The sequence below is a fragment of the Actinopolyspora mortivallis DSM 44261 genome, assembly GCF_000384035.1.
Classification (GTDB): Bacteria; Actinomycetota; Actinomycetes; order Mycobacteriales; family Pseudonocardiaceae; genus Actinopolyspora; species Actinopolyspora mortivallis.
This window is the reverse complement of sequence record NZ_KB913024.1, coordinates 902,499-920,898: the sequence shown is the minus strand read 5'-3', so window position 1 is coordinate 920,898 and position 18,400 is coordinate 902,499. Positions and strand designations below refer to the sequence as shown.

Annotated in this window: 17 protein-coding genes; 5 read left to right on the top strand and 12 right to left on the bottom strand. The window is 69.0% G+C overall.

The window, feature by feature from the left end:
• Nucleotides 1-370: 370 nt before the first annotated feature.
• On the top strand, nt 371-850 hold the full coding sequence (locus ACTMO_RS0104540; RefSeq protein ID WP_019853479.1) for a DUF308 domain-containing protein: 480 nt from the start codon (nt 371-373) through the stop codon (nt 848-850).
• A gap of 69 nt (nt 851-919) precedes the next feature.
• Here the strand turns inward: ACTMO_RS0104540 and ACTMO_RS0104535 are convergent, their stop codons facing one another.
• The 4 genes from ACTMO_RS0104535 to ACTMO_RS0104520 form a co-directional block, all read right to left on the bottom strand.
• Entirely contained in the window at nt 920-1,417 is a 498-nt protein-coding gene (locus tag ACTMO_RS0104535; RefSeq protein ID WP_019853478.1) for a hypothetical protein, read from the bottom strand.
• A gap of 6 nt (nt 1,418-1,423) precedes the next feature.
• The gene (locus ACTMO_RS0104530; protein ID WP_026448874.1) at nt 1,424-2,659 is read right to left on the bottom strand and encodes an ArsA family ATPase; all 1,236 of its coding nucleotides are present in this window, start codon (nt 2,657-2,659) and stop codon (nt 1,424-1,426) included.
• A gap of 118 nt (nt 2,660-2,777) precedes the next feature.
• Nucleotides 2,778-3,221, bottom strand: coding sequence for an SRPBCC family protein (locus tag ACTMO_RS0104525; RefSeq protein WP_019853476.1), 444 nt, complete (start codon nt 3,219-3,221; stop codon nt 2,778-2,780).
• A gap of 60 nt (nt 3,222-3,281) precedes the next feature.
• Nucleotides 3,282-4,070 (bottom strand): metallophosphoesterase, encoded by a 789-nt coding sequence (locus ACTMO_RS0104520; protein ID WP_026448873.1) that lies wholly within the window; start codon nt 4,068-4,070, stop codon nt 3,282-3,284.
• Between the two features lie 219 nt (nt 4,071-4,289).
• On the opposite strand from ACTMO_RS0104520, the gene ACTMO_RS0104515 reads away from it, so the two are divergent.
• Nucleotides 4,290-6,101 (top strand): AMP-dependent synthetase/ligase, encoded by a 1,812-nt coding sequence (locus ACTMO_RS0104515; protein ID WP_019853474.1) that lies wholly within the window; start codon nt 4,290-4,292, stop codon nt 6,099-6,101.
• 72 nt (nt 6,102-6,173) lie between these two features.
• Here ACTMO_RS0104515 and ACTMO_RS0104510 read toward each other — a convergent pair whose 3' ends face one another.
• Both ACTMO_RS0104510 and ACTMO_RS0104505 read right to left on the bottom strand, forming a co-directional pair.
• Nucleotides 6,174-7,226, bottom strand: a complete 1,053-nt coding sequence (locus tag ACTMO_RS0104510) for a C40 family peptidase (RefSeq protein WP_051099018.1) — start codon at nt 7,224-7,226, stop codon at nt 6,174-6,176.
• Nucleotides 7,227-7,659: 433 nt separating this feature from the next.
• Nucleotides 7,660-9,054, bottom strand: a complete 1,395-nt coding sequence (locus ACTMO_RS0104505) for an NYN domain-containing protein (RefSeq protein ID WP_019853472.1) — start codon at nt 9,052-9,054, stop codon at nt 7,660-7,662.
• Between the two features lie 104 nt (nt 9,055-9,158).
• On the opposite strand from ACTMO_RS0104505, the gene ACTMO_RS0104500 reads away from it, so the two are divergent.
• Nucleotides 9,159-10,871 (top strand): DEDD exonuclease domain-containing protein, encoded by a 1,713-nt coding sequence (locus ACTMO_RS0104500; RefSeq protein ID WP_019853471.1) that lies wholly within the window; start codon nt 9,159-9,161, stop codon nt 10,869-10,871.
• A 49-nt stretch (nt 10,872-10,920) separates the two neighbouring features.
• Here ACTMO_RS0104500 and ACTMO_RS0104495 read toward each other — a convergent pair whose 3' ends face one another.
• From ACTMO_RS0104495 to ctaE, 5 genes are all read right to left on the bottom strand, one after another.
• A complete protein-coding gene (locus ACTMO_RS0104495; protein ID WP_019853470.1) occupies nt 10,921-11,337 on the bottom strand; it encodes a PPOX class F420-dependent oxidoreductase in 417 nt (138 codons plus the stop codon).
• A 127-nt stretch (nt 11,338-11,464) separates the two neighbouring features.
• On the bottom strand, nt 11,465-13,153 hold the full coding sequence (qcrB, locus tag ACTMO_RS0104490) for a cytochrome bc1 complex cytochrome b subunit (RefSeq protein WP_019853469.1): 1,689 nt from the start codon (nt 13,151-13,153) through the stop codon (nt 11,465-11,467).
• On the bottom strand, nt 13,150-14,334 hold the full coding sequence (gene qcrA, locus ACTMO_RS0104485; RefSeq protein ID WP_019853468.1) for a cytochrome bc1 complex Rieske iron-sulfur subunit: 1,185 nt from the start codon (nt 14,332-14,334) through the stop codon (nt 13,150-13,152). Before qcrA ends, qcrB begins: the two co-directional genes overlap by 4 nt.
• Nucleotides 14,335-14,345: 11 nt before the next feature.
• Nucleotides 14,346-15,161, bottom strand: a complete 816-nt coding sequence (qcrC, locus tag ACTMO_RS0104480; RefSeq protein WP_019853467.1) for a cytochrome bc1 complex diheme cytochrome c subunit — start codon at nt 15,159-15,161, stop codon at nt 14,346-14,348.
• A gap of 111 nt (nt 15,162-15,272) precedes the next feature.
• Nucleotides 15,273-15,884 carry an aa3-type cytochrome oxidase subunit III gene (gene ctaE / locus ACTMO_RS0104475; RefSeq protein WP_169509043.1) on the bottom strand — a complete coding sequence of 204 codons (612 nt, stop codon included), beginning with the start codon at nt 15,882-15,884 and terminating at the stop codon, nt 15,273-15,275.
• Nucleotides 15,885-16,492: 608 nt separating this feature from the next.
• Here ctaE and ACTMO_RS0104470 point away from each other — a divergent pair.
• Both ACTMO_RS0104470 and trpD read left to right on the top strand, forming a co-directional pair.
• Nucleotides 16,493-16,903 carry a response regulator gene (locus ACTMO_RS0104470; protein WP_026448871.1) on the top strand — a complete coding sequence of 137 codons (411 nt, stop codon included), beginning with the start codon at nt 16,493-16,495 and terminating at the stop codon, nt 16,901-16,903.
• A 23-nt stretch (nt 16,904-16,926) separates the two neighbouring features.
• A complete protein-coding gene (trpD, locus tag ACTMO_RS0104465) occupies nt 16,927-17,979 on the top strand; it encodes an anthranilate phosphoribosyltransferase (RefSeq protein ID WP_019853464.1) in 1,053 nt (350 codons plus the stop codon).
• 91 nt (nt 17,980-18,070) lie between these two features.
• Here trpD and ACTMO_RS0104460 read toward each other — a convergent pair whose 3' ends face one another.
• Nucleotides 18,071-18,355 carry an Lrp/AsnC family transcriptional regulator gene (locus ACTMO_RS0104460; protein WP_019853463.1) on the bottom strand — a complete coding sequence of 95 codons (285 nt, stop codon included), beginning with the start codon at nt 18,353-18,355 and terminating at the stop codon, nt 18,071-18,073.
• Between the last annotated feature and the right edge of the window lie 45 nt (nt 18,356-18,400).

The following is an 18,400-nucleotide window of genomic DNA, read 5'->3' as shown; positions in this document are numbered from 1 at the left end:
TTACGGTGTCAGGGTACGGAGCCGCCAGCAGGCACACAATGCGGCCCCGGCCCGCGGGATCCACTGTCCACGTGGCCCCGGAACACCTCGGGGCGTCACACGGGCGAGGGGCCGCATGGCAGAGTGTGCCCGTGCTGACCGCGGGAGTGCCAACGATCTCTTCGCCGCCACGCCGGGCACACCGGAGACGTCCGCCCCTCCGGGGCCCGGAACGACCTTGCTCAACCGGGCACGAGCGGCGACCCTGGGGAGAGGTGCGGCGCGGCCGGTGGAGACCGGCACGGGCCTCGCCACCCGGTCGGGCACCGGCCCCCGCGGACAACATCGCTTTCGACCCCACCACCCACCGCGAGCGCGTCAGGGATGCCGTATGAACACGCGCCAGGACAACGCCGACGGCCCGGAAGACATCGACAAGGCTTTCGCGGAGATCGTGGCCGAACTCGAACGCGACTCCTCCCTTCCGCAGTGGCCGGAGGACGCCCGCGCTCGTCCGGACACCGACGACCCGACCCCCCAGGCCGGTCCCGCCGCCCTCGAGGCTCCGGACACCGCGGAGGCGGGTCCCCGGGACTGGGCCCCGGATGAACGGGGGGAGGACGAAGGACACTACGAACCTCCCGAGCCCCCACCGCTTCCCACGCCCCACGCCGGAACACTGGGGGGTGTGCTGCTCGTGATGCTCGGGATCCTCGTCCTGGTCGTCCCCGTGGCCGCGAGTTCCCTCGGTCCGCTGACCCTGCCCGTGGGGCTGATCGCCATCAGCGCGGGGATCGGGTGGCTGCTGCTGCGACTGCGCCGGGAGGACCCCGAGGCCGAGAACGGGTGGGACGACGGAGCCCAGGTCTGAGGCGTTCTCACGGAACGGCCGGCTGGTTCCCCTGCGGAACCAGCCGCCCCGGAACACCCGCCGGGGGAGCTAACGGCCCGTCGTGGTCTCGTCGGCCTCGTCCAGCACGTTGCCGCGCACTCGTCTGACCGTGATCGGGCTGACCCCGTCCGTCGGGGTGGGGGGCCGGTGGTGTTCCGAGGCCGCCCCCTCCGGTTCGGGATGTTCCGCGGCGGGATTCCGCCCGGTTCGGTCCGTGTCCTCCGGTCGGGCCGCCGCCGTGCGCAAGAGCTCGCGCAGGGTTCCCAGCAGCTCCGCGAACCGCTCCGCGAGTTCCCCGGAGGAACCACCCCGGGACCACGAGGCGGCGAGGACGTCGCACAGCGGACATCCGGGGCACCGTCCGTCCTCGGCTGCGGGGTTCCGCCGGGACTGGCCGGGGGTGTCCCGGCCGGAGGCCTCCGCGTGGTTCAGTTCGAGCAGAAACTCCTCCAACCGGCGGGCCAGCTCACCCAGCAGGCCGCGCAGCTCCCCGGCGAGGCGTCGCGCACCGCCGAGGGGATCGTGCTCTCCGTTCTCGTCCTGCACCCCACATCACCGCATCCACTGCTCGGGGTCCGGGCGGAATCCCACGGCCAGTCCGTCGTCGCCGGCCTCCGCCTCGACGACGACGCACCGACGCAGTACCGAGGGCAACGCCACCAGTCTGCGGTGCCCGTCCACCGTGATCGCGAGTTCGTCACCGGCGCGGGCCAGCTCCAGGTCGGCACTCGGGCCCAGCGGCAAAGCCACCCGCAGCCAGTACCGCGCCCGGTCGTGTTCGGGAGTCTCACGGACGTCGATCACGGGACGGCGCTCGGCTCCCTCCAGGGGATCCGCCGCGCCGTAGATCCCGGCCCCCAGTTCCCGCAACGCGGCGGCCCCCACCGGTTCGCTCGCCCGGTGTTCGACGCTGCGCAGGGGCAGCCCCAGCCCCTCCAGCTCGGCCACGACCTCGCGCTGCTGCCCTCTCCGGAGACGCAGCCACTCCGCGGCCGCGCCCTCCGCCTCACCCGGGGAGGGGACCATTCGGTTCACCAACACCCCGTCCACGTGGATCCGGTGCAGCGAGAGCGCCGTGAGCACACGCCGGGTCTCGGCGGCCACCACGGACTCGGGAGTGCTCACCAGACGCACGCTCGTCGTGCGGTCGGTGAGGAAGCCGGCCAGTCCTTCCAGTCGTGCGGCGAGCCCTCCCAGGGCCTCGGAGAGGGCTTCCCACCGGTCACCGTGGGAGTCGCCCGCCATGCCCGCCAGCATCCCCCGGACGAGCCGACGGTGTTTCGGGAACAGCCGCTCCAGGTAGTCGTCCAGCGCCTCCGGGAGGGTGAGCAGTCGGAGAGTCTCCGCCGTGGGTCCGCAGTCGACCACCACCGTGTCCCACGGTCCCTCAGCAGCCAGACGACGTACCTCCGTCAGCGCCAGCAGCTCCTCGACACCGGGAAGTCGGGTCAGCTCGGCGGCGTCCACCTCGGCGACACCGGAGGAGGTCAACAGGGTGTGCAGGTGCTCCCGCAGCCGACCCCACACCTCCTCCAGCAGCCCACGCGTGGCGATCTCGGCCGCGTGCAGCACCACGTCCGTCTCACTCCGCTCTCCCTGACCGGAGGAGAGGGACAGTTCCCGGGGTTCGTGGTCCAGCCCGGTCCCCAGACAGTCGGCGAGGGAGTGAGCGGGATCGGTGGAGAGCACCAGGACCTTGCCGCCCCGTTCGGCGAGCCGAACCGCCGTGGCGGCGGCCAACGTGGTTTTGCCGACCCCGCCCTTTCCGGTGAACATGAGCGTGCGCACGCACCAGCCCCCGTAACCGTGTCCGCGTCGAGGAGATCCCGGAGACCCCGTTCGGCCCGAGCCGCCGGACCCGGTACCGACTGTTCCGGCAACCGTCGAAAACCACCTCGCGGAATCCCTAGCCCTCGGACTCCACGCGTCGCTTGAGCTCCTTCAACGCGGTGTCCATGATCATCTTCTCGGCCTTGCGCTTGAACATCCCGATCATCGGGATGGAAAGGTCCACCGCGAGGCTGTAGGTGACCTCGGTGCTTCGCTGCCGTAACGGTTTCAGCGTGTAGCTGCCCCGCTGGAACTTCTGCACCTGCCCCTCGACGAGTTCCCAGCTGACCGACAGCCCGTCCGGGCTCCACTCGTAGGCGAGGGTGTAGGTGTCCTTGACCACACCGGCGTCCAGCACGAACCGCACCCGCTCGGCGTCGCCGTCCGCCGTCCGGGACAACACCTCGGTCTCCTTGACCGCCTCCGCCCACTCGGGGTAGGCGCCGAAGTCGGCGATCACGCCCATGATCTCCGGAGCCGGTGCCTCGATCACGATGGACTGGGTGGACTGGTCGACCATGTCGGGCAGATTACAGGTCACCGGCCTCGGAACCACGACCGGCGGGCCCGCTCGGACGGATCACCACCGCAGCACATAGGGCTCTCCGGACTGCTTGAAGTGCCCGACGTTGACGCACTCGGTAGGCCCGATCCGCGTTCTCCGGGACAACGGCTGGTGCACGTGCCCGAACAGCGACCAGCGGGGCCGGTCCCGTCGCACCCGTTCCAGCACTCCCCTGGAGCCGCGCTCGGCCCGACGCGCCACCACGTCGTAGACGAGTTCGGGAACCTGCGGCGGCACGTGGGTGCACAGCACGTCGACCTCGTCGAGCCCCTCCAGAACCGCGTCGTACTCCTGATCGCTGCGCAGGTTGGGCACCCAGGGGAGATCGTGCCGCAGCGTCCCCCCGGGCGGCAGCAACGCGCCTCCGACGAACCCGAAACGCAACCCCCCTATCTCCACGCTCTGCCCGTCCAGGGCGTGGATGCCGTCCCCGGTGAACTCGGGCCACAGGCTCGGGGCGTCCACGTTGCCCGCTGTCGCGTAGGTGGGAACGGGCATGGCGGCGAACAGCTCGGCGTACTGCTCTCGGACGGCCCGCCGGACGACCGCGGCCGGGTCGGGGAGGCTGTCCCACAGCGAACGCAGGTAACCGGCCATCTCCGCGCCCCTGCGGTTGCGTCGCAGTTCGGCGAAGTGTCCGACCTTCTCGGGACCGAACACGGCACCGAGAATTCCCTTCTCGTGATCGTGGTAGTCGACGAAGTCGACGAGATCGCCGAGCACGACCAGCGCGTCGGCACCGTCGCCCGCCCGTTTCAGGTCCTCCACGTTTCCATGCACGTCCGAGACCACATGCACCCGCAAATTCGCTCCGTTCACCGGGAACAGCCGTCCCGACCAAGCTAACCGCCCACTCGCCCCCGTCGCGAACCACACGTTCCCGGAGTCACTCCGGCCGGGCTCACCCCAGGATTCCGTCACCGCGCGTTATGATTCCGCTCCACAGAAAAAGGGGGGCTACCGCCCAGTAGCGCTCGGGGTTAGGTTGGCCATCACAATTCGGCGTGCTTTCGGAGGATGCAAGTGCGAGAGTTCAGCGCCCCCGCCACTGTCACGGTGGCCGACGAGGAGAACCTCACCGACATGGTGTGGGCCAATGCCGAGCGTTTCGGCGACACGGTCGGCTTCCGGCGCAGAGTGGACGGCACCTGGGTGGACGTGACCACGGCCGAGTTCGCCGCCCAGGTGCTGGCGACGTCCAAGGGCCTCATCACCGCGGGACTGCAGCGGGGAGACCGGGTGGGACTGATGTCCCGCACCCGGTACGAGTGGACCCTGTTCGACTTCGCGATCTGGTCCGCCGGATGCGTCACCGTGCCCATCTACGAGACGTCCTCGGCCGACCAGGTGGAATGGATCCTGAACGACTCGGGAGCCTCGGCCCTGATCGTCGAAACCCCGGAGCACCGCGCCGAAGTCGACACGGTCCTCGAAGGGCTCCCCGAGGTGCGGCACGTCTGGCAGATCGACGGGCCGGTACCGAACGAGGGCTCCACCGCCGTGGCGGAACTCACGTCACTGGGTTCGGAGGTGCCCGACGAGACGGTGCACGAACGGAGGAGGTCGGTCGCCGCCGACGACATCGCCACCCTGATCTACACCTCGGGAACCACGGGCCGCCCCAAGGGGTGCGTGCTCACCCACCGCAACATGCTGGCCGAGATCAGGGGGGACCTGGACGCCTTCCCCCAGCTGATGCAGCCGGGCAACTCCATGCTGATGTTCCTGCCGATGGCTCACGTGCTCGCCAGGGCGATCACCCTCTCCTGCGTCTACTCCAGGCTGACGCTCGGTCACACTCCCGACGTCAAGAACCTCGTCTCCGACCTGGGATCCTTCCGTCCCACGTTCGTGTTGGCCGTGCCCCGGGTCTTCGAGAAGGTCTACAACACGGCCAAACAGAAGGCCCACGGCGAGGGCAAGGGCAGGATCTTCGACGCGGCCGAAGCCACCGCCGTGGCCTACAGTCGCGCCCAGTCCGAGTCCGGTGGCCCCGGCCCGCTGTTGCGCGCCAAACACTTCGTGTTCGACAAGCTCGTCTACGGCAAGCTGCGGTCCGCGTTGGGAGGCCGCTGCGTCGCGGCCGTCTCCGGAGGAGCTCCGCTCGGTGAACGGTTGACCCACTTCTTCTTCGGCATAGGAGTGCCGGTCCTGGAGGGCTACGGGCTGACCGAAACCACGGCGGCGGCCGCGGTCAACGTCCAGGACAACTACAAGATCGGCACCGTGGGACGTCCGATCGCCGGAACCACCGTGGCGATCGCCGAGGACGGCGAGGTGCTGGTCAAGGGCGACGTGGTCTTCCAGCGCTACTGGAACAACCAGGCCGCCACCGAGGAGTCCCTGGAGGACGGCTGGTTCCACACCGGCGATCTGGGATCACTCGACGAGGACGGCTTCCTGCGGATCACCGGCAGGAAGAAGGAGATCATCGTCACCGCGGGCGGAAAGAACGTGGCTCCCGCCGTGCTCGAGGACCGCATCCGGGCCCATCCACTGATCAGTCAGTGCATGGTGGTCGGCGACCAGAAGCCCTTCATCGGTGTACTCGTGACCCTGGATCCCGAGTTCCTGCCCTCCTGGCTGGAGGAACGGGGACGTCCCAGGGACACCTCACCGAGCGAACTCGCCGACGACCCCGAGATGTGCGCCGAGGTGCAGAAGGCCATCGACGAGGCCAACGAGGCGGTCTCCAAGGCCGAGCAGATCAAGCAGTTCCGCATCCTCCCCCAGGACTTCACCGAGGACCGCGGGGAGATGACGCCGAGTCTGAAGGTCCGGCGGAACAAGGTGGCCGCGAACTACGCATCCGAGATCGAGGCGATCTACTCCTGAGAGCCACGGTCCCGCCGTCGGGGACCGCGGGGGCGGCCTCCCGACGGCGGGACCCGGGGCGTGCGGACCCGCTCAGCCGGCCACGCGCCGCATCCGGTTGATCGGCGCGATGTCGTCGTAGGGAACGACCTTGACGACCTGCCCGGTGGTAGGGGCGTGCACAGCCTTCCCGTTGCCGACGTACATGGACACGTGGCTGACCGGGCTGTAGTAGAAGATGAGGTCGCCCGGTCGCAGTTCGGAGGCCGAGACCGGCCTGCCCACCTGGGCCTGGGCACTACTGGACCGGGGAAGGTCCACCCCGGCCTGGGCGTAGGCCCAGTACATCAGTCCCGAGCAGTCGAAGTTGCTGGGACCGTCGGCTCCGTACACGTACGGGGATCCCTGCTTGCTCAGCGCGGCCTGCACCGCCCCGGAGGCGGCACCGGCTCCCCCCGCGTACTCGTAGTCGGTCTGACCACCGCCGGACAGGGACTCGCGCTGCTGCTGGTCCAGCTCCTCGATGTGCTCGCGGACGGCGGAGACCTGCTGCTCCATCTCGGCCTTCTTCGCGGCGATCTCCTCCTGGAGCTTCGCCGCCTCCCGCTCGGCCTTGGCCGCGCGTTCGCGGGCCTGTCGGGCCCGTTTCTCGGCCGCCTCGGCCTTCTCGGTGGCCTCGGCCAAGGTGGACACGGCCTGCTGGTTGTCCCTGGCCAGTTCGTCCATGATGGAGGCGCGGTCGAGGAAGGAGTCCGGGGACTCGCTGGCCAACAGCGCCGAGAGCTGGTTCATCCGGGATCCCCTGTAGACGGCGCTGGTCAGCTCGTCCACCTGAGCCCGGAACCTCTCCTCCTGAGCCCTCGCCTGCTCGGCGGCCTCGGTGGCCTCCTGCTCGGCGGCCTTGGCCTTGTCCAGCTCCTCCAGCCGGGCGTCGTGGTCGTCCTTGGCCCGTTTGTACTTCTCGGTCAGCTTCTCCGCCTGTCGGGAGAGCTTCTGGAGTTGTTCGACGGCGTCGGACCTGTTGTCGGGAAGCTCGGGGTCCGCGAGAGCCGGCGCGGAGCTCACGGTAACGGCGGTGGCCACCGCCGTAGCCGTCAGTGCTCCCCGCATTGAGCGTCTGAGTCCGTGCGAGGCCACTTCGCGCATTGCTCCTTCGTTGCTCGGCCGCCCGACCGGAGACGTCCTGCGCGGCACGACCGGAGGACAACGACGTGGGCCCGGCGTGGAGAAGGCGCCGTGGGGCCCGCGGCCACCGGTGGCCGCTCGGGAACGCTTCCGGCTCGGCTCCCCCGACGAGCCGACCTGGCGGCGACTTCGCGGAGCCACCCCGTCTGGCGACTGATCGCCGCGAAGTCTCGGTCAGATTACGAGAGGTACGCCGAGTAGTCCAGAGTGGGGGTGGCAACACGACGGAACGTGCTCCACTTCGGCGTCGAACCCACAGAAAACATCCCCGAAAGAGGCTTGGTCTCCCACGGCGGAAGGATTCGCAAACGCGATCGGTGACAAGCGGCGTACGACTCGCTCGTGCCAGGGCCTCATCCCGAACGGGAGTGTGGCGGGGACTGGGGATGTCCGCTCACCCGGGACTGATCCGCTCCAGCAGCACCGCCGAGGCCACCGTGTAGGCACCACGCCTGCGCACCGACTCCACCACCTCCCGGTCCGAGGTGGCCACCACCAGCTGCCTGCCCACCGGCTCGGCGTCCACCAGGTCCCTGATCAGGTCGTCGGCCTGCACTCCCGGTTCGCTGAACAGCACTCGCACCCCTCGCGGCCCGGCGTTCGGCACCGAGACGACGTTGGCACCGTCGAAGACCACGGTCACCTCCACCCCGGAACGCGCGGCCAACACCGCCGCCTGCTGGGACAACCGCTCCCGCTGCTCGGCGAGCGGGAGATCCGGGTAACCGGTCTTGGTGACGTTGTAGCCGTCGATGATCACGTGAACGGCGGGAAGCGCCAACAACCGGTTCAGCACGGCCACGTCCGGAACGTCCTCCACCGCCGCGGCACCGGCCCGCACCCGGGAGACGGTTTCCGCCGGTTTGGGACCCGAACGGGGGCCGCCGCCCGAGGTGGAACCGATCTCCCTGCGCAGTCCGGCGATAGAACCCTCCAGGGTGTCCAACAGCAGTTCCAACCGCACCTCGTCGCCCTTCCGGGCCTCCCGGGCCGACTGGCGGGCCGTCTCCGCCTCGTTGCTGGCGCGCTCGGCCCTCGCCCGTTCCTCCCTGGCCCGGTTCCGCTCGCGATCCCGCTCCGCGGTGAGTTCGGCGATCTCGCGGTCCTTGGACCGGGCGAGTCGTTCCAGTTCGGCGCCGAGACGCTCCACCTCGGTCCGGCACTCCTTGAGCTGGACCCCCTTCTGTTGGAGCCGCTTACGCAGGCGGTCGACGTCCTTGCCGCTGTGTTCGCGGGCCCGTTCGACGGACTCCGCCGCCTCGGTCAGCTCCCGCCGCAGCCGTTCGTTCTCGGAAGCGAGTTTCTCGGCGCGCGCGAGCGCCGAGTCCCGCTCCTCGCCGGTCCTGTCCTCCCGGGTCCTGCGGTCGATCAGTTCGACGTAGTGCGTCGCGTTCACCGTGTTCAGCAACACGTTGGCGGTGGCCGCGGCGAGTGGATCCCGCTGCCGGACCTCCAGCACCTCCGGTCGCTTCCTGCGGCACCAGTCCAGCACCGCCGCGCGGAACACCGCCGACTCCCCCATCGCGGCCAGCAGCTCGGCGTGTCCCAGCTTGGCCCGCTTGGCCGCCGCGAAACGCATCACGGGACGCACTCGGCCGGGCACGTCCCCCGGGCGCATCTCCCCCACGGCGGAGGCCGCCACCTCGGCTATCCGATGGCGCAGCGGATCGGGCAGACCGTCCCAGTCGACGCTGCTGTCCTCTCCGGTCGCGGAACGTGCTGGATCCGCCCCGGTCTCCGTGTCGGTCCGCGGGTCGTCGGCGCTGTCGCCCGTTGTCGACGGTGTCACTCTTCCAGGCTAAGGTCTGCGCGGACGATTACCTACATCCGGCGGTTGCGGTGTCGCCGCACACTCTTTCCCGCCGGTCAGCACGAGCGCATACCCTCACCACGATGACCAGGTCCCCGCAGCACGCCCAGATGTCCCTCGACGAAGTGGGACAGCCACTCGACGAGGTCACCTTCGTCGTGGTGGACCTGGAAACCACGGGCCGCAGCCGCGAGCGGGACGGCATCACCGAGATCGCCGCGGTGAAGACGCGCGGAGGCGAGACGGTGGCGGAGTTCTCCACTCTGGTATCCCCCGGCCGCCGGGTCCCATCCGAGGTCACCGCGATCACCGGCATCACCGACCACATGCTCTCCGAGGCACCCGCGCTCGACAGCGCGCTGCCCGCCTTTCTCGACTTCGTCGGTGACGGTGTGATCGTGGCGCACAACGCCCCGTTCGACCTCGGATTCCTGCGGGCGGGCTGCGCCCGACTGGGGCTGCGCTGGCCGAACCCACCCGTGGTCTGCACGCTGCGCCTGGCACGCAGGGCACTCCCCGCCGGCCAGACGCGGGGACACTCCCTGGGCGAGCTCACCACGGCGCTGGGCACCGCACACACTCCCGCCCACCGGGCGCTGCGGGACGCCCGCGCCACCGCCGACGTGCTGCACGCGCTGCTGCGCAGACTTCCCCACGGGGTCCGCTGTCTGGAGGAGCTGTCGGAGTACCTGTCGGGGGTGACCGCCGCCCAACGGGGCAAGCGCGACCTGGCGGCCGGACTCCCCAACGGTCCGGGGGTGTACATGTTCCTCGGCCCGAACGAGGAGGTGCTCTACATCGGCACCGCCACGAACCTGCGCCGCAGGGTCGGCCAGTACTTCACGGCCGGGGAACGCAGGGCACGCGTACGGGAGATGGTCTCGCTGGCCGAGCGGGTCGACCACGTGAGCTGCGCACACCCACTCGAAGCACAGGTGAGGGAACTACGTCTGCTGGGCGCCCACCGCCCCGAGTACAACCGCAGGTCCAAGAACCCGGGCAGAGCCTGGTGGATCTCGCTCACCGCGGAGACCTTCCCCAGGCTGAGGATCACCCGGAAACCGGGGCGGGACTCACTCGGACCGTTCCGCACCAGGAACTCCGCGGCCCGGGCCGTGGAGGCGCTGCACGAGGTCACCGGCCTCCGGAGCTGCACCGAAGGGATCCCGGCCGGGGGTTCGGGGCGCAGCCCCTGTGCCGTGTACGAGCTCGGGCGCTGCGGGGCTCCCTGCGCCGGTCACGAAACCCCCTCCGAGTACGACCGGCACGTGAGCACGGTCCGGGAACTGGGCGACGGCAGCGGGGACGCGGTGCTGCACCGGCTGCACGGGCGGCTGGAGGAGCTCGCCACGCTCCAGCGCTTCGAGGAGGCCGCCTGGGGACGGGACCGCCTCGCCGCACTCGTCCACGCCCTCGACCGCGGTCAGCGGTTGGCCGCCCTGGCCCGCGTTCCGGAACTGGTCGCCGCGCGCCCCGACGGGTCCGGGGGATGGCTGATCGCCGTGGTACGGCACGGGCGGCTGGCCGCGGCGGGCACCGCCCCCCGGGACACCCCTCCGATGCCGGTGGTCGAGGCGCTGCTCGCCACGGCCGAAACCGTGGTGCCGGGACCGGATCCCCTGTACGGAGCCCCGGTCGAGGAGGTCCGGGTGATACACCGCTGGCTGTCCGCCACGGAGACCAGAATGGTCCGGTGCCGCCGACCGTGGAGCGAGCCCGCCGGATCGGCGGGAAAGTGGCGTGAGTGGGCCGAACGGGCCTCGTCCGCGCGCACTCCCTACCCCGGGGCGGACTGAACCATCACCCTGCGGGAGCGCACGCCGAACGCCGTCGCCTCCCGGAGGATCACTCCAGGTCACCACTGGTGACGATCCGGCTCGGATACAGGTACACCGCGAGCTGGCCCGGTCCCGCGATCCGGCTGCCGACGCGCTCGGCCTTCTCGGCCCCCACGTAGTGGGCCGCCACCGTGGTGGCCACCCGCAGCACCTCGTCGCCGTCGTCGGTGGTCTCGGCGGTGCCCTGGAGCTGCACGAACGTGTGGGCGCTCTGTTCGTCGACGCACAGCGTCAGACGCGGGTCCCGGGCGATCGCGGCCGCCTTGGCACTGTCCGCTCCGGTGTTGAACACGATCCGTCCCCCTTCGGGGGCGAACCAGATCGGGGCGACCAGGGGACGTCCGTCCGGAGCCAGGTAGCCGAGTTTGCCGGTACGACCGCCCTGCTCCAGGAAGGAACGCACCGAATCGGTGATCTCCGTCATGATCCCGACCGTAGTACCTCCCGCCGCGCCGGACGCGGGCGCACCCTCCCCTGGGAAAACGAAGAACCGGCGGCCCCGTCCACGCGGGACGGGACCGCCGGTTCGGCCCACGGTGCCGTGGGAAGGATCACTCCTCGGGCTGGCGGGCCTTGCCGCCGACGAGCTCCCGGTCGGGGTCCTGCTCCTCGGCGGAGTTCCGCTCCCGCTCCAGGGCCTCCGCGTGCTCGCGCGCACGCGCGGCCTCCAGTGCGGCCGTCTCCTCGCTCGGGTCGGGCTTGAGCCAGCTGCCCTCGACCGGCTTGCCCGCGGCACCCAGCTTGTTCATCTTCTTCGGCACCGGAGCGCCCTGGTACTCCAGCTCCTCCGGGTGGCCGTGCTCGTCCACCGGGCCGAGCGGCTGGTGCACCTCGACGAACTCCCCGTGCGGCAGCCGCTTGATGATCCCCGTCTCGATGCCGTGTTCCAGCACCTCCCGGTCGGACTTCTGCAGACCGAGGCAGATCCGGTAGGTGACGTAGTAGACGATCGGCGGGGCGACCAGCAGTCCGATACGCCCGAGCCAGGTCATCGCGTTCAGGGAGATGTCGAACTTGAAGGCGATGATGTCGTTGACACCCGAGATCATCAGCACCGAGAAGAAGGTCAGCGCCATCATCCCGAGGCTGGTGCGCACCGGAACGTCCCGTGGACGCTGCAACAGGTTGTGGTGGGCGTCGTCGCCGGTGAGCTTGCGCTCGATCGCCGGGTAGGCGATCGCGACGGTGAAGATCAGCCCCATGAACAGCACCGTCGGGAAGAACACGGCGGGGATGGTGTACTCACCCCACAGGTAGACCTCCCAGGCGGGCCAGAGCCGGCTGGAGCCGTCCGTCCAGATCATGTACCAGTCCGGCTGGGAGGCGGCCGAGACCTGCGAGGCGTTGTACGGACCGAGGTGCCAGATCGGGTTGATCTGGAAGATGCCGCCCATCAGCGCCGTCACACCGGTGACCACGGCGAAGAAGCCACCGGCCTTGGTCGCGAACACCGGCATGATCCGCACACCGACGACGTTGCTCTCCTTGCGCCGCACACCGGGGAACTGGGTGTGCTTCTGGTACCAGACCAGTGCCAGGTGCACGGCGATCAGTCCGAGGATGATCCCCGGCAGCAGGAAGATGTGCATCATGTAGAAGCGCGGGATCAGTTCGGTGCCGGGGAACTCCCCGCCGAACAGGATCCAGTGGATCCAGGTGCCGACCACGGGGATCGACAGGGTGATCCCGGAGGCGATACGCACACCGGTGCCGGACAGCAGGTCGTCCGGCAGCGAGTAGCCGGTGAAGCCCTCGAACATGCCCAGGATGAACAGCAGAATGCCGATCATCCAGTTGGTCTCCCTCGGACGCCGGAAGGCGCCCGTGAAGAAGATACGCAGCATGTGGGCCACGATCGAGGCCATGAACAGCAGCGCGGCCCAGTGGTGTACCTGCCTGGCGAACATCCCTCCGCGCACCTCGAAGGAGATGTCCAGGGCGCTGGCGAAGGCCCGGGACATCTCGATGCCGCGCAGGTTGGTGTAGGCGCCCTGGTACTGCACCTCCGCCATCGAGGGGTCGAAGAAGAACGCCAGGTAGGTGCCGGTCAGCAGCAGCAGGATGAAGGTGTACAGCGCCACCTCACCCAGCAGGAACGACCAGTGGGTGGGGAACACCTTGTTGAACTGCCTGCGCAGACCGGCCGCTGCGTTGAACCGTTTGTCGACCTCGTCGGCCTGCTTGCTGGCCGCGCGGTACAGCGCGCTTTCCGACTTGGTCGGGGTGGTTATCGAACTCATGAATTCCGCTCCCAGTAAGCCGGGCCGATCGGCTCGATGAAGTCGCTCTTCGCCACGAAGTAGCCTTCCTCGTCGATCGTGATCGGCAACTGCGGCAGAGCGCGTGTGGCGGGACCGAAGACCGGCTTGGCGTAGCTGTTGGCCACGTCGAACTGCGACTGGTGGCAGGGACAGAGCAACCGACCGGTCTGGGCCTCGTACAACGAGGTCGGGCAGCCCAGGTGGGTACAGATCTTGGAGTAGGCGTAGTAGTCGCCGTAGTTGAAGTCCTCCTGCCCCTGGCGTGTCACCGGCTTGTCGCCCGGACGCAGCCGGATCAGCATGACCGGGTTGTCGGAACGGCGCAGGGCGTGCAGCAACGCCTCCTCGTTACCCCGCTCGGACTCCCGGAACGGGAAGACCGTCTCGAAACCGCCCGGGGAGAGGTCCTGGGCCCGCACCAGCGAGATCTCGTGGGGGTCTCCGGTGTCGCGTCGCAGGTAGACCTTCTCGCCCTCGCTCTGCATCCATCCGGTGTGGTTGAGCGAGTCGGGACCCGTCTCCGCCCAGGGGTTCTTGACCATCCCGCCGAGCACCAGCACGCCCGTGCCCAGACCGAAGGCCCCGGCCCCGAAACCGGCGGTCCGCTTGATCATGGAGCGGCGGGCGATCGTGCTGCGGTTGCCCGCGTCGGCCAGCTCGGCCGTGATCGTCTGCCGGTCCAGCTCGGAGGAGCCGTGCCCGTCGTGACGCTGCTGCACGGCGACCTCGTGGGGCATGAACTTCTTCGAGTACAGGATCGCCCCGATGCCCACCGACAGGATCGACAGCCCCAGGAAGAACCCGATCAACGGGTTGTACAGCGAGTACAGGAAGTGTCCCCGCTCGTCGGCCAGCGGGTTGACGTAGCGCCAGGGCCAGAAGACGAAAACCCCGATGAAGGCCAGGGCCGAGAAACCGGCCAGGGAGAACCAGGCGGCGACGGCGCGCTCGGCGCGGCGTTCGGCACGAGTCCCCTTGACCGGCCAGGGATCGGGGTACTCGACCAGTTCGACGTCGTCCTGGGCCAACCCCAGCCGGACCTTCTCGTCGCGGCTCATCTCCGCGAGTTCCGCCTCGGTGGGCTGACGTCGCTCCGAGTTGGCGGGGGCGTGCTCGTTGCCCGCTTCGTTGTCGTGTCGTTCGCTGTTGTTCTCGCTCATATCCCGCTCACTCATGCCCTGGCTCCGATCCACAGGGTGAGACCGACGAGACTACCGAGGCCGATGACCCAGGCGACGACCGTCTCGGGACCCGGACCATAGCCACCGAGCGCGTTGCCCCCGGGGTTGTTGTTGCCGTCGGTCACCGACTTCACGTAGGCGATGATGTCCTGCTTCTCCTGGGGAGTGAGTTGCCGCTCGGAGAACTTCGGCATGTTCTCCGGCCCGGTGAGCATCGCCTCGTAGATCTGCTGCTCGGAGGCCGGAGCCAGTTCCGGGGCGAACTTACCCGAGGACAGCGCGATTCCCCGTCCGGTGAAGTTGTGACAGGAGGCGCAGTTCAGTCGGAACAGTTCGGCACCGCGCGCGGGGTCGTCGCCCTGCAGCTGTTCGCCCTTCTGCTCGGGCTGCTCCGGCCCGCCTCCGACCGACTGCACGTACGCGGCGAGCGCCTGGATCTCCTCCGGGGAGAACCTCGCGGGCTTGCGCTGAGCCTGCGCTCCCTGGCGCGCCAGCGGCATACGCCCGCTGGAGACCTGGAAGTGCACGGCCGCACCACCGACCCCGATCAGGCTGGGACCCCGATCCTCAACGCCCTGCAGGTTCTCGCCGTGACAGCTGATGCAGGAGCCTTCGGAGCCTTCGTAGAGCTCCTTGCCTTGCTGGACCAGCGTCGGGTCCTCCGCGGCCGTCGCGGTCTGCGGTTCGGGAAGCAGCACACTGTAGAGGCCGCCCGCGGCCACCAAGGCGATCCCGAGCGCCAGCACACCGGAAAGCCGTCGCCGGAACTTGGAACCCGTGCGGTTGCGTTTCTTGTTGGTGGTCATGAGTGCGCAAAACCCTTGCTGTCATGTTCGGGATGATTCAGCGGCAACAACATCACGCTCTGCTCGTATCGCTGCCTTGGCCCCATGGCGTGGCGACCTCCGCGGACCGCCTCACGGCACCAGGTAGATGACCAGGAACAGGCCGATCCACACGATGTCGACGAAGTGCCAGTAGTACGACACCACGATCGAGGCCACGGCCTGGGCCGGTGTGAACTTGCTCATCCTGGTCCGGATCATCAGGATCACGAACGCGATGAGACCCCCGATCACGTGGAGACCGTGGAAACCCGTGGTCATGTAGAACACGGTGCCGAAGGCCGAGGTGGCCATCGTGGTGTGGTGCTCGGTGATCAGCGTGTAGTACTCACCGGCCTGGCCGATCACGAAGATCAGCCCCATCACGAGCGTGAGCATGTACCAGCGACGGAGTCCGTAGACGTCGCCGCGCTCGGCCGCGAACACACCCCACTGACAGGTGAACGAGGACGCCACCAGGATGATCGTGAACGGGAGGGCGTAGGCCACGTTGAGTTCGGCGGGTGGCGGCGGCCACGGACCCTCGTTCTGGGCCTTCACCGTGAAGAACATGGCGAAGAGCCCGGCGAAGAACATCAGCTCGCTGGCCAACCAAACGATGGTGCCCACGCTGACCATGTTCGGGCGGTTCAGCGAGTGCACGCGTTGACTGATTGAGGGCGCTGCCGTTGTCACGCGACGCATTATGTCGCGAACGATTTCGGGACGCCCGCGCGGGTCCACCCGTGTCCGTTCCCACGGAGTCGAACCACGGCGGGAACTACCCGGTGTGAACGCCCCGACCGGGCCTCCACACTGGTCGGCTCCCGGACAGGAGCTCCCACCCCCGGAGGCGTTCCGCTGCCTCCACACGGGGAGGCCGGCGCTCTCCCGAGAAGGCAGGCTCGCCATCCGAGCAGCACTGAACTGCACAAACACGGTGGTCGAGACCAGAGGACGGAATCCCCGTCCGAACCGCCGCCGGATTCCTCGTCCGCTCACCCTCCGCCGGATTCGCGCTGGGCACGAGCACCGACGGAGGTCGTCCTCCCCCTCCGGGTCGGTCGCACAGCGTGTCCGCCCTTCGGGAGCTCCTCGGGGAGGGACCGAAATCAGGGGGAGTTCCCGCCCGTCGGATTCGGGGGAGAACGGGCCGGGCGGACAACCGCCACGGAGGCGAACACGACGAGATCTTCGCAATAGTGAGGTGTGTTACCCCTTTCCGCACCGATCCGGATACGATACGAGCACTCGTGAACACCGAGCACGAGTCACAGTCGGACAACGGCCGCCACGGCAGCCAAGGAGTGCTCATGAACACATCGGCGAGCAACGTCTGCGTGTTCAGCCACCGAGCGGACGTCCGTGACGCGATCACGACGGCCATCGGACGGCGTCCGGCACCCGACGTCGGTCGGGTGCGGTACACGGAGGCCTCGACCGTGGCCGAGGTGATCGGAGAGGTGGACGCCGGTCGGGTGGATCTGCTGATCCTGGACGGCGAGGCACAGCCCACGGGCGGGATGGGAGTATCGCGGCAGCTGAAAAACGAACTTGCGGACTGCCCACCGACCGTGGTCACGGTGCGACGTGAGGACGACCGTTGGCTCGCCACCTGGTCCCTGGCCGATGCGGTTCTGGTGTATCCACTCGATCCGCTGACCGCCGCCGAGTGCGTGGCCGGGGTCCTGCGCGAGCACGTCCTTCCCGCACCCCACGGCTGAGAAGAACATTCGAGGACGCCATCGTGCACACAGCGAGTCCCACTTGGCCCGATCTGCTGAGCCGTCTCGTCTCCGGACAGCCCTTGGAGAGCACGGAGACGGCGTGGGCGATGGACCAGATCATGACGGGAGAGGCCACCCCGGCCCGGGTGGCCGCTTTCGCCGTCGCGTTGCGCGCGAAAGGCGAAACTTCCTCGGAAATCCTCGGCATGGCCGACGCCATGATCGCCCACGCCCTGCCCCTGGAGATCCCGAACAAGGCCGTCGACGTGGTCGGAACCGGGGGCGACCGGGCGGGCACGGTCAACATCTCGACCATGACCTCGATCGTGCTCGCAGCCTGCGGGGCCACGGTGGTCAAACACGGCAACCGCGCCGCCTCCTCGAACTGCGGCACCGCCGACGTGCTGGAGGAGCTGGGGGTCGCCATCGACCTGCCACCCGAGGGAGTCCGGGAGTGCGTCCGCCGGGTGGGGATCGGTTTCTGCTTCGCGGCCCTGTTCCACCCGGCCATGAAACACACGGCGGGCCCCCGCCGGGAGATCGGCATCCCCACCGCGTTCAACGTGCTCGGCCCGCTGACGAACCCGGCCCGTCCCGGTTCCGGCCTGATCGGATGCGCCGACCCGCGCATGGCCCCGATCATGGCCGAGACCTTCGCCCGCCGTGGTCACTCGGTGCTGCTGGTCAGCGGCGACGACGGCATGGACGAGATCACCACGACGACCACCACCACGGTCTGGGTGGTCGGCGACGGCACGGTGCGCCGGGAACACATCGACCCCACCGACTTCGGAATCGCGCTGACCAGCCCGGACAAGCTCCGGGGAGGTGACGCCGCCGTGAACGCCCGGGTGGTGCGCGAACTGCTGGACGGAGCGCGTGGTCCGGTCCGCGACGCGGTACTGCTGAACACGGCGGGCGCGCTGGCCGCCTACGACGGCCCGGTCACCGACCTGCGAGGCGCCCTGGAGGAAGGGCTGCGGAAAGCCGCCGAGGCCGTCGACTCCGGTGCCGCGCGCGAACTGCTGGACGCCTGGAGCGAACTCTCCGGCGAGCTGCGCTCGGAGCACTGATCCCGACGACGAAGCTGCCGGTACCGGTGTCCCCGGCTCCTCCCGCCCCGAGTGGGGTCGGGCGGGAGGGCTCGGCGGGTCGGAAGAAGACTCAGGAGGACTCCAGGCCGACGGAGAAGGTGGCCTCGGTGTCCTGACGGGAGTAGGAGCGGAAGGCGATGTGCGTGTCGGTGTCCAACACGCCGGCGACCTTGTTGATCCGGCCGGGCACGATGTCGGCGATCTCCTCGTGCGCCCGGGCGCGCACCATCGCGATCAGGTCCACGTCACCGGCACAGGAGTAGACCTCGCTCACACCGTCGATGTCCGCGATCTCCTGCGCCGCCTGGGTCAGGTACTCGGCGGCCGTTCGGATGAGCACGATCGCGGTGATCACGGTTGTCCCTCCATAGCAGGCGTGACGTGGAAAGAACGTCACAAC

What these genes read in the sequence shown, in the direction of transcription:
- ACTMO_RS0104540 (WP_019853479.1), top strand. Translation starts at nt 371, where the DNA reads ATGAACACGCGCCAGGACAACGCCGACGGCCCGGAAGACATCGACAAG.
- ACTMO_RS0104525 (WP_019853476.1), bottom strand. Translation starts at nt 3,221, where the DNA reads ATGGTCGACCAGTCCACCCAGTCCATCGTGATCGAGGCACCGGCTCCG.
- ACTMO_RS0104510 (WP_051099018.1), bottom strand. Translation starts at nt 7,226, where the DNA reads ATGCGCGAAGTGGCCTCGCACGGACTCAGACGCTCAATGCGGGGAGCA.
- ACTMO_RS0104500 (WP_019853471.1), top strand. Translation starts at nt 9,159, where the DNA reads ATGACCAGGTCCCCGCAGCACGCCCAGATGTCCCTCGACGAAGTGGGA.
- ACTMO_RS0104495 (WP_019853470.1), bottom strand. Translation starts at nt 11,337, where the DNA reads ATGACGGAGATCACCGATTCGGTGCGTTCCTTCCTGGAGCAGGGCGGT.
- qcrB (WP_019853469.1), bottom strand. Translation starts at nt 13,153, where the DNA reads ATGAGTTCGATAACCACCCCGACCAAGTCGGAAAGCGCGCTGTACCGC.
- qcrA (WP_019853468.1), bottom strand. Translation starts at nt 14,334, where the DNA reads ATGAGCGAGAACAACAGCGAACGACACGACAACGAAGCGGGCAACGAG.
- qcrC (WP_019853467.1), bottom strand. Translation starts at nt 15,161, where the DNA reads ATGACCACCAACAAGAAACGCAACCGCACGGGTTCCAAGTTCCGGCGA.
- ctaE (WP_169509043.1), bottom strand. Translation starts at nt 15,884, where the DNA reads ATGCGTCGCGTGACAACGGCAGCGCCCTCAATCAGTCAACGCGTGCAC.
- ACTMO_RS0104470 (WP_026448871.1), top strand. Translation starts at nt 16,493, where the DNA reads ATGAACACATCGGCGAGCAACGTCTGCGTGTTCAGCCACCGAGCGGAC.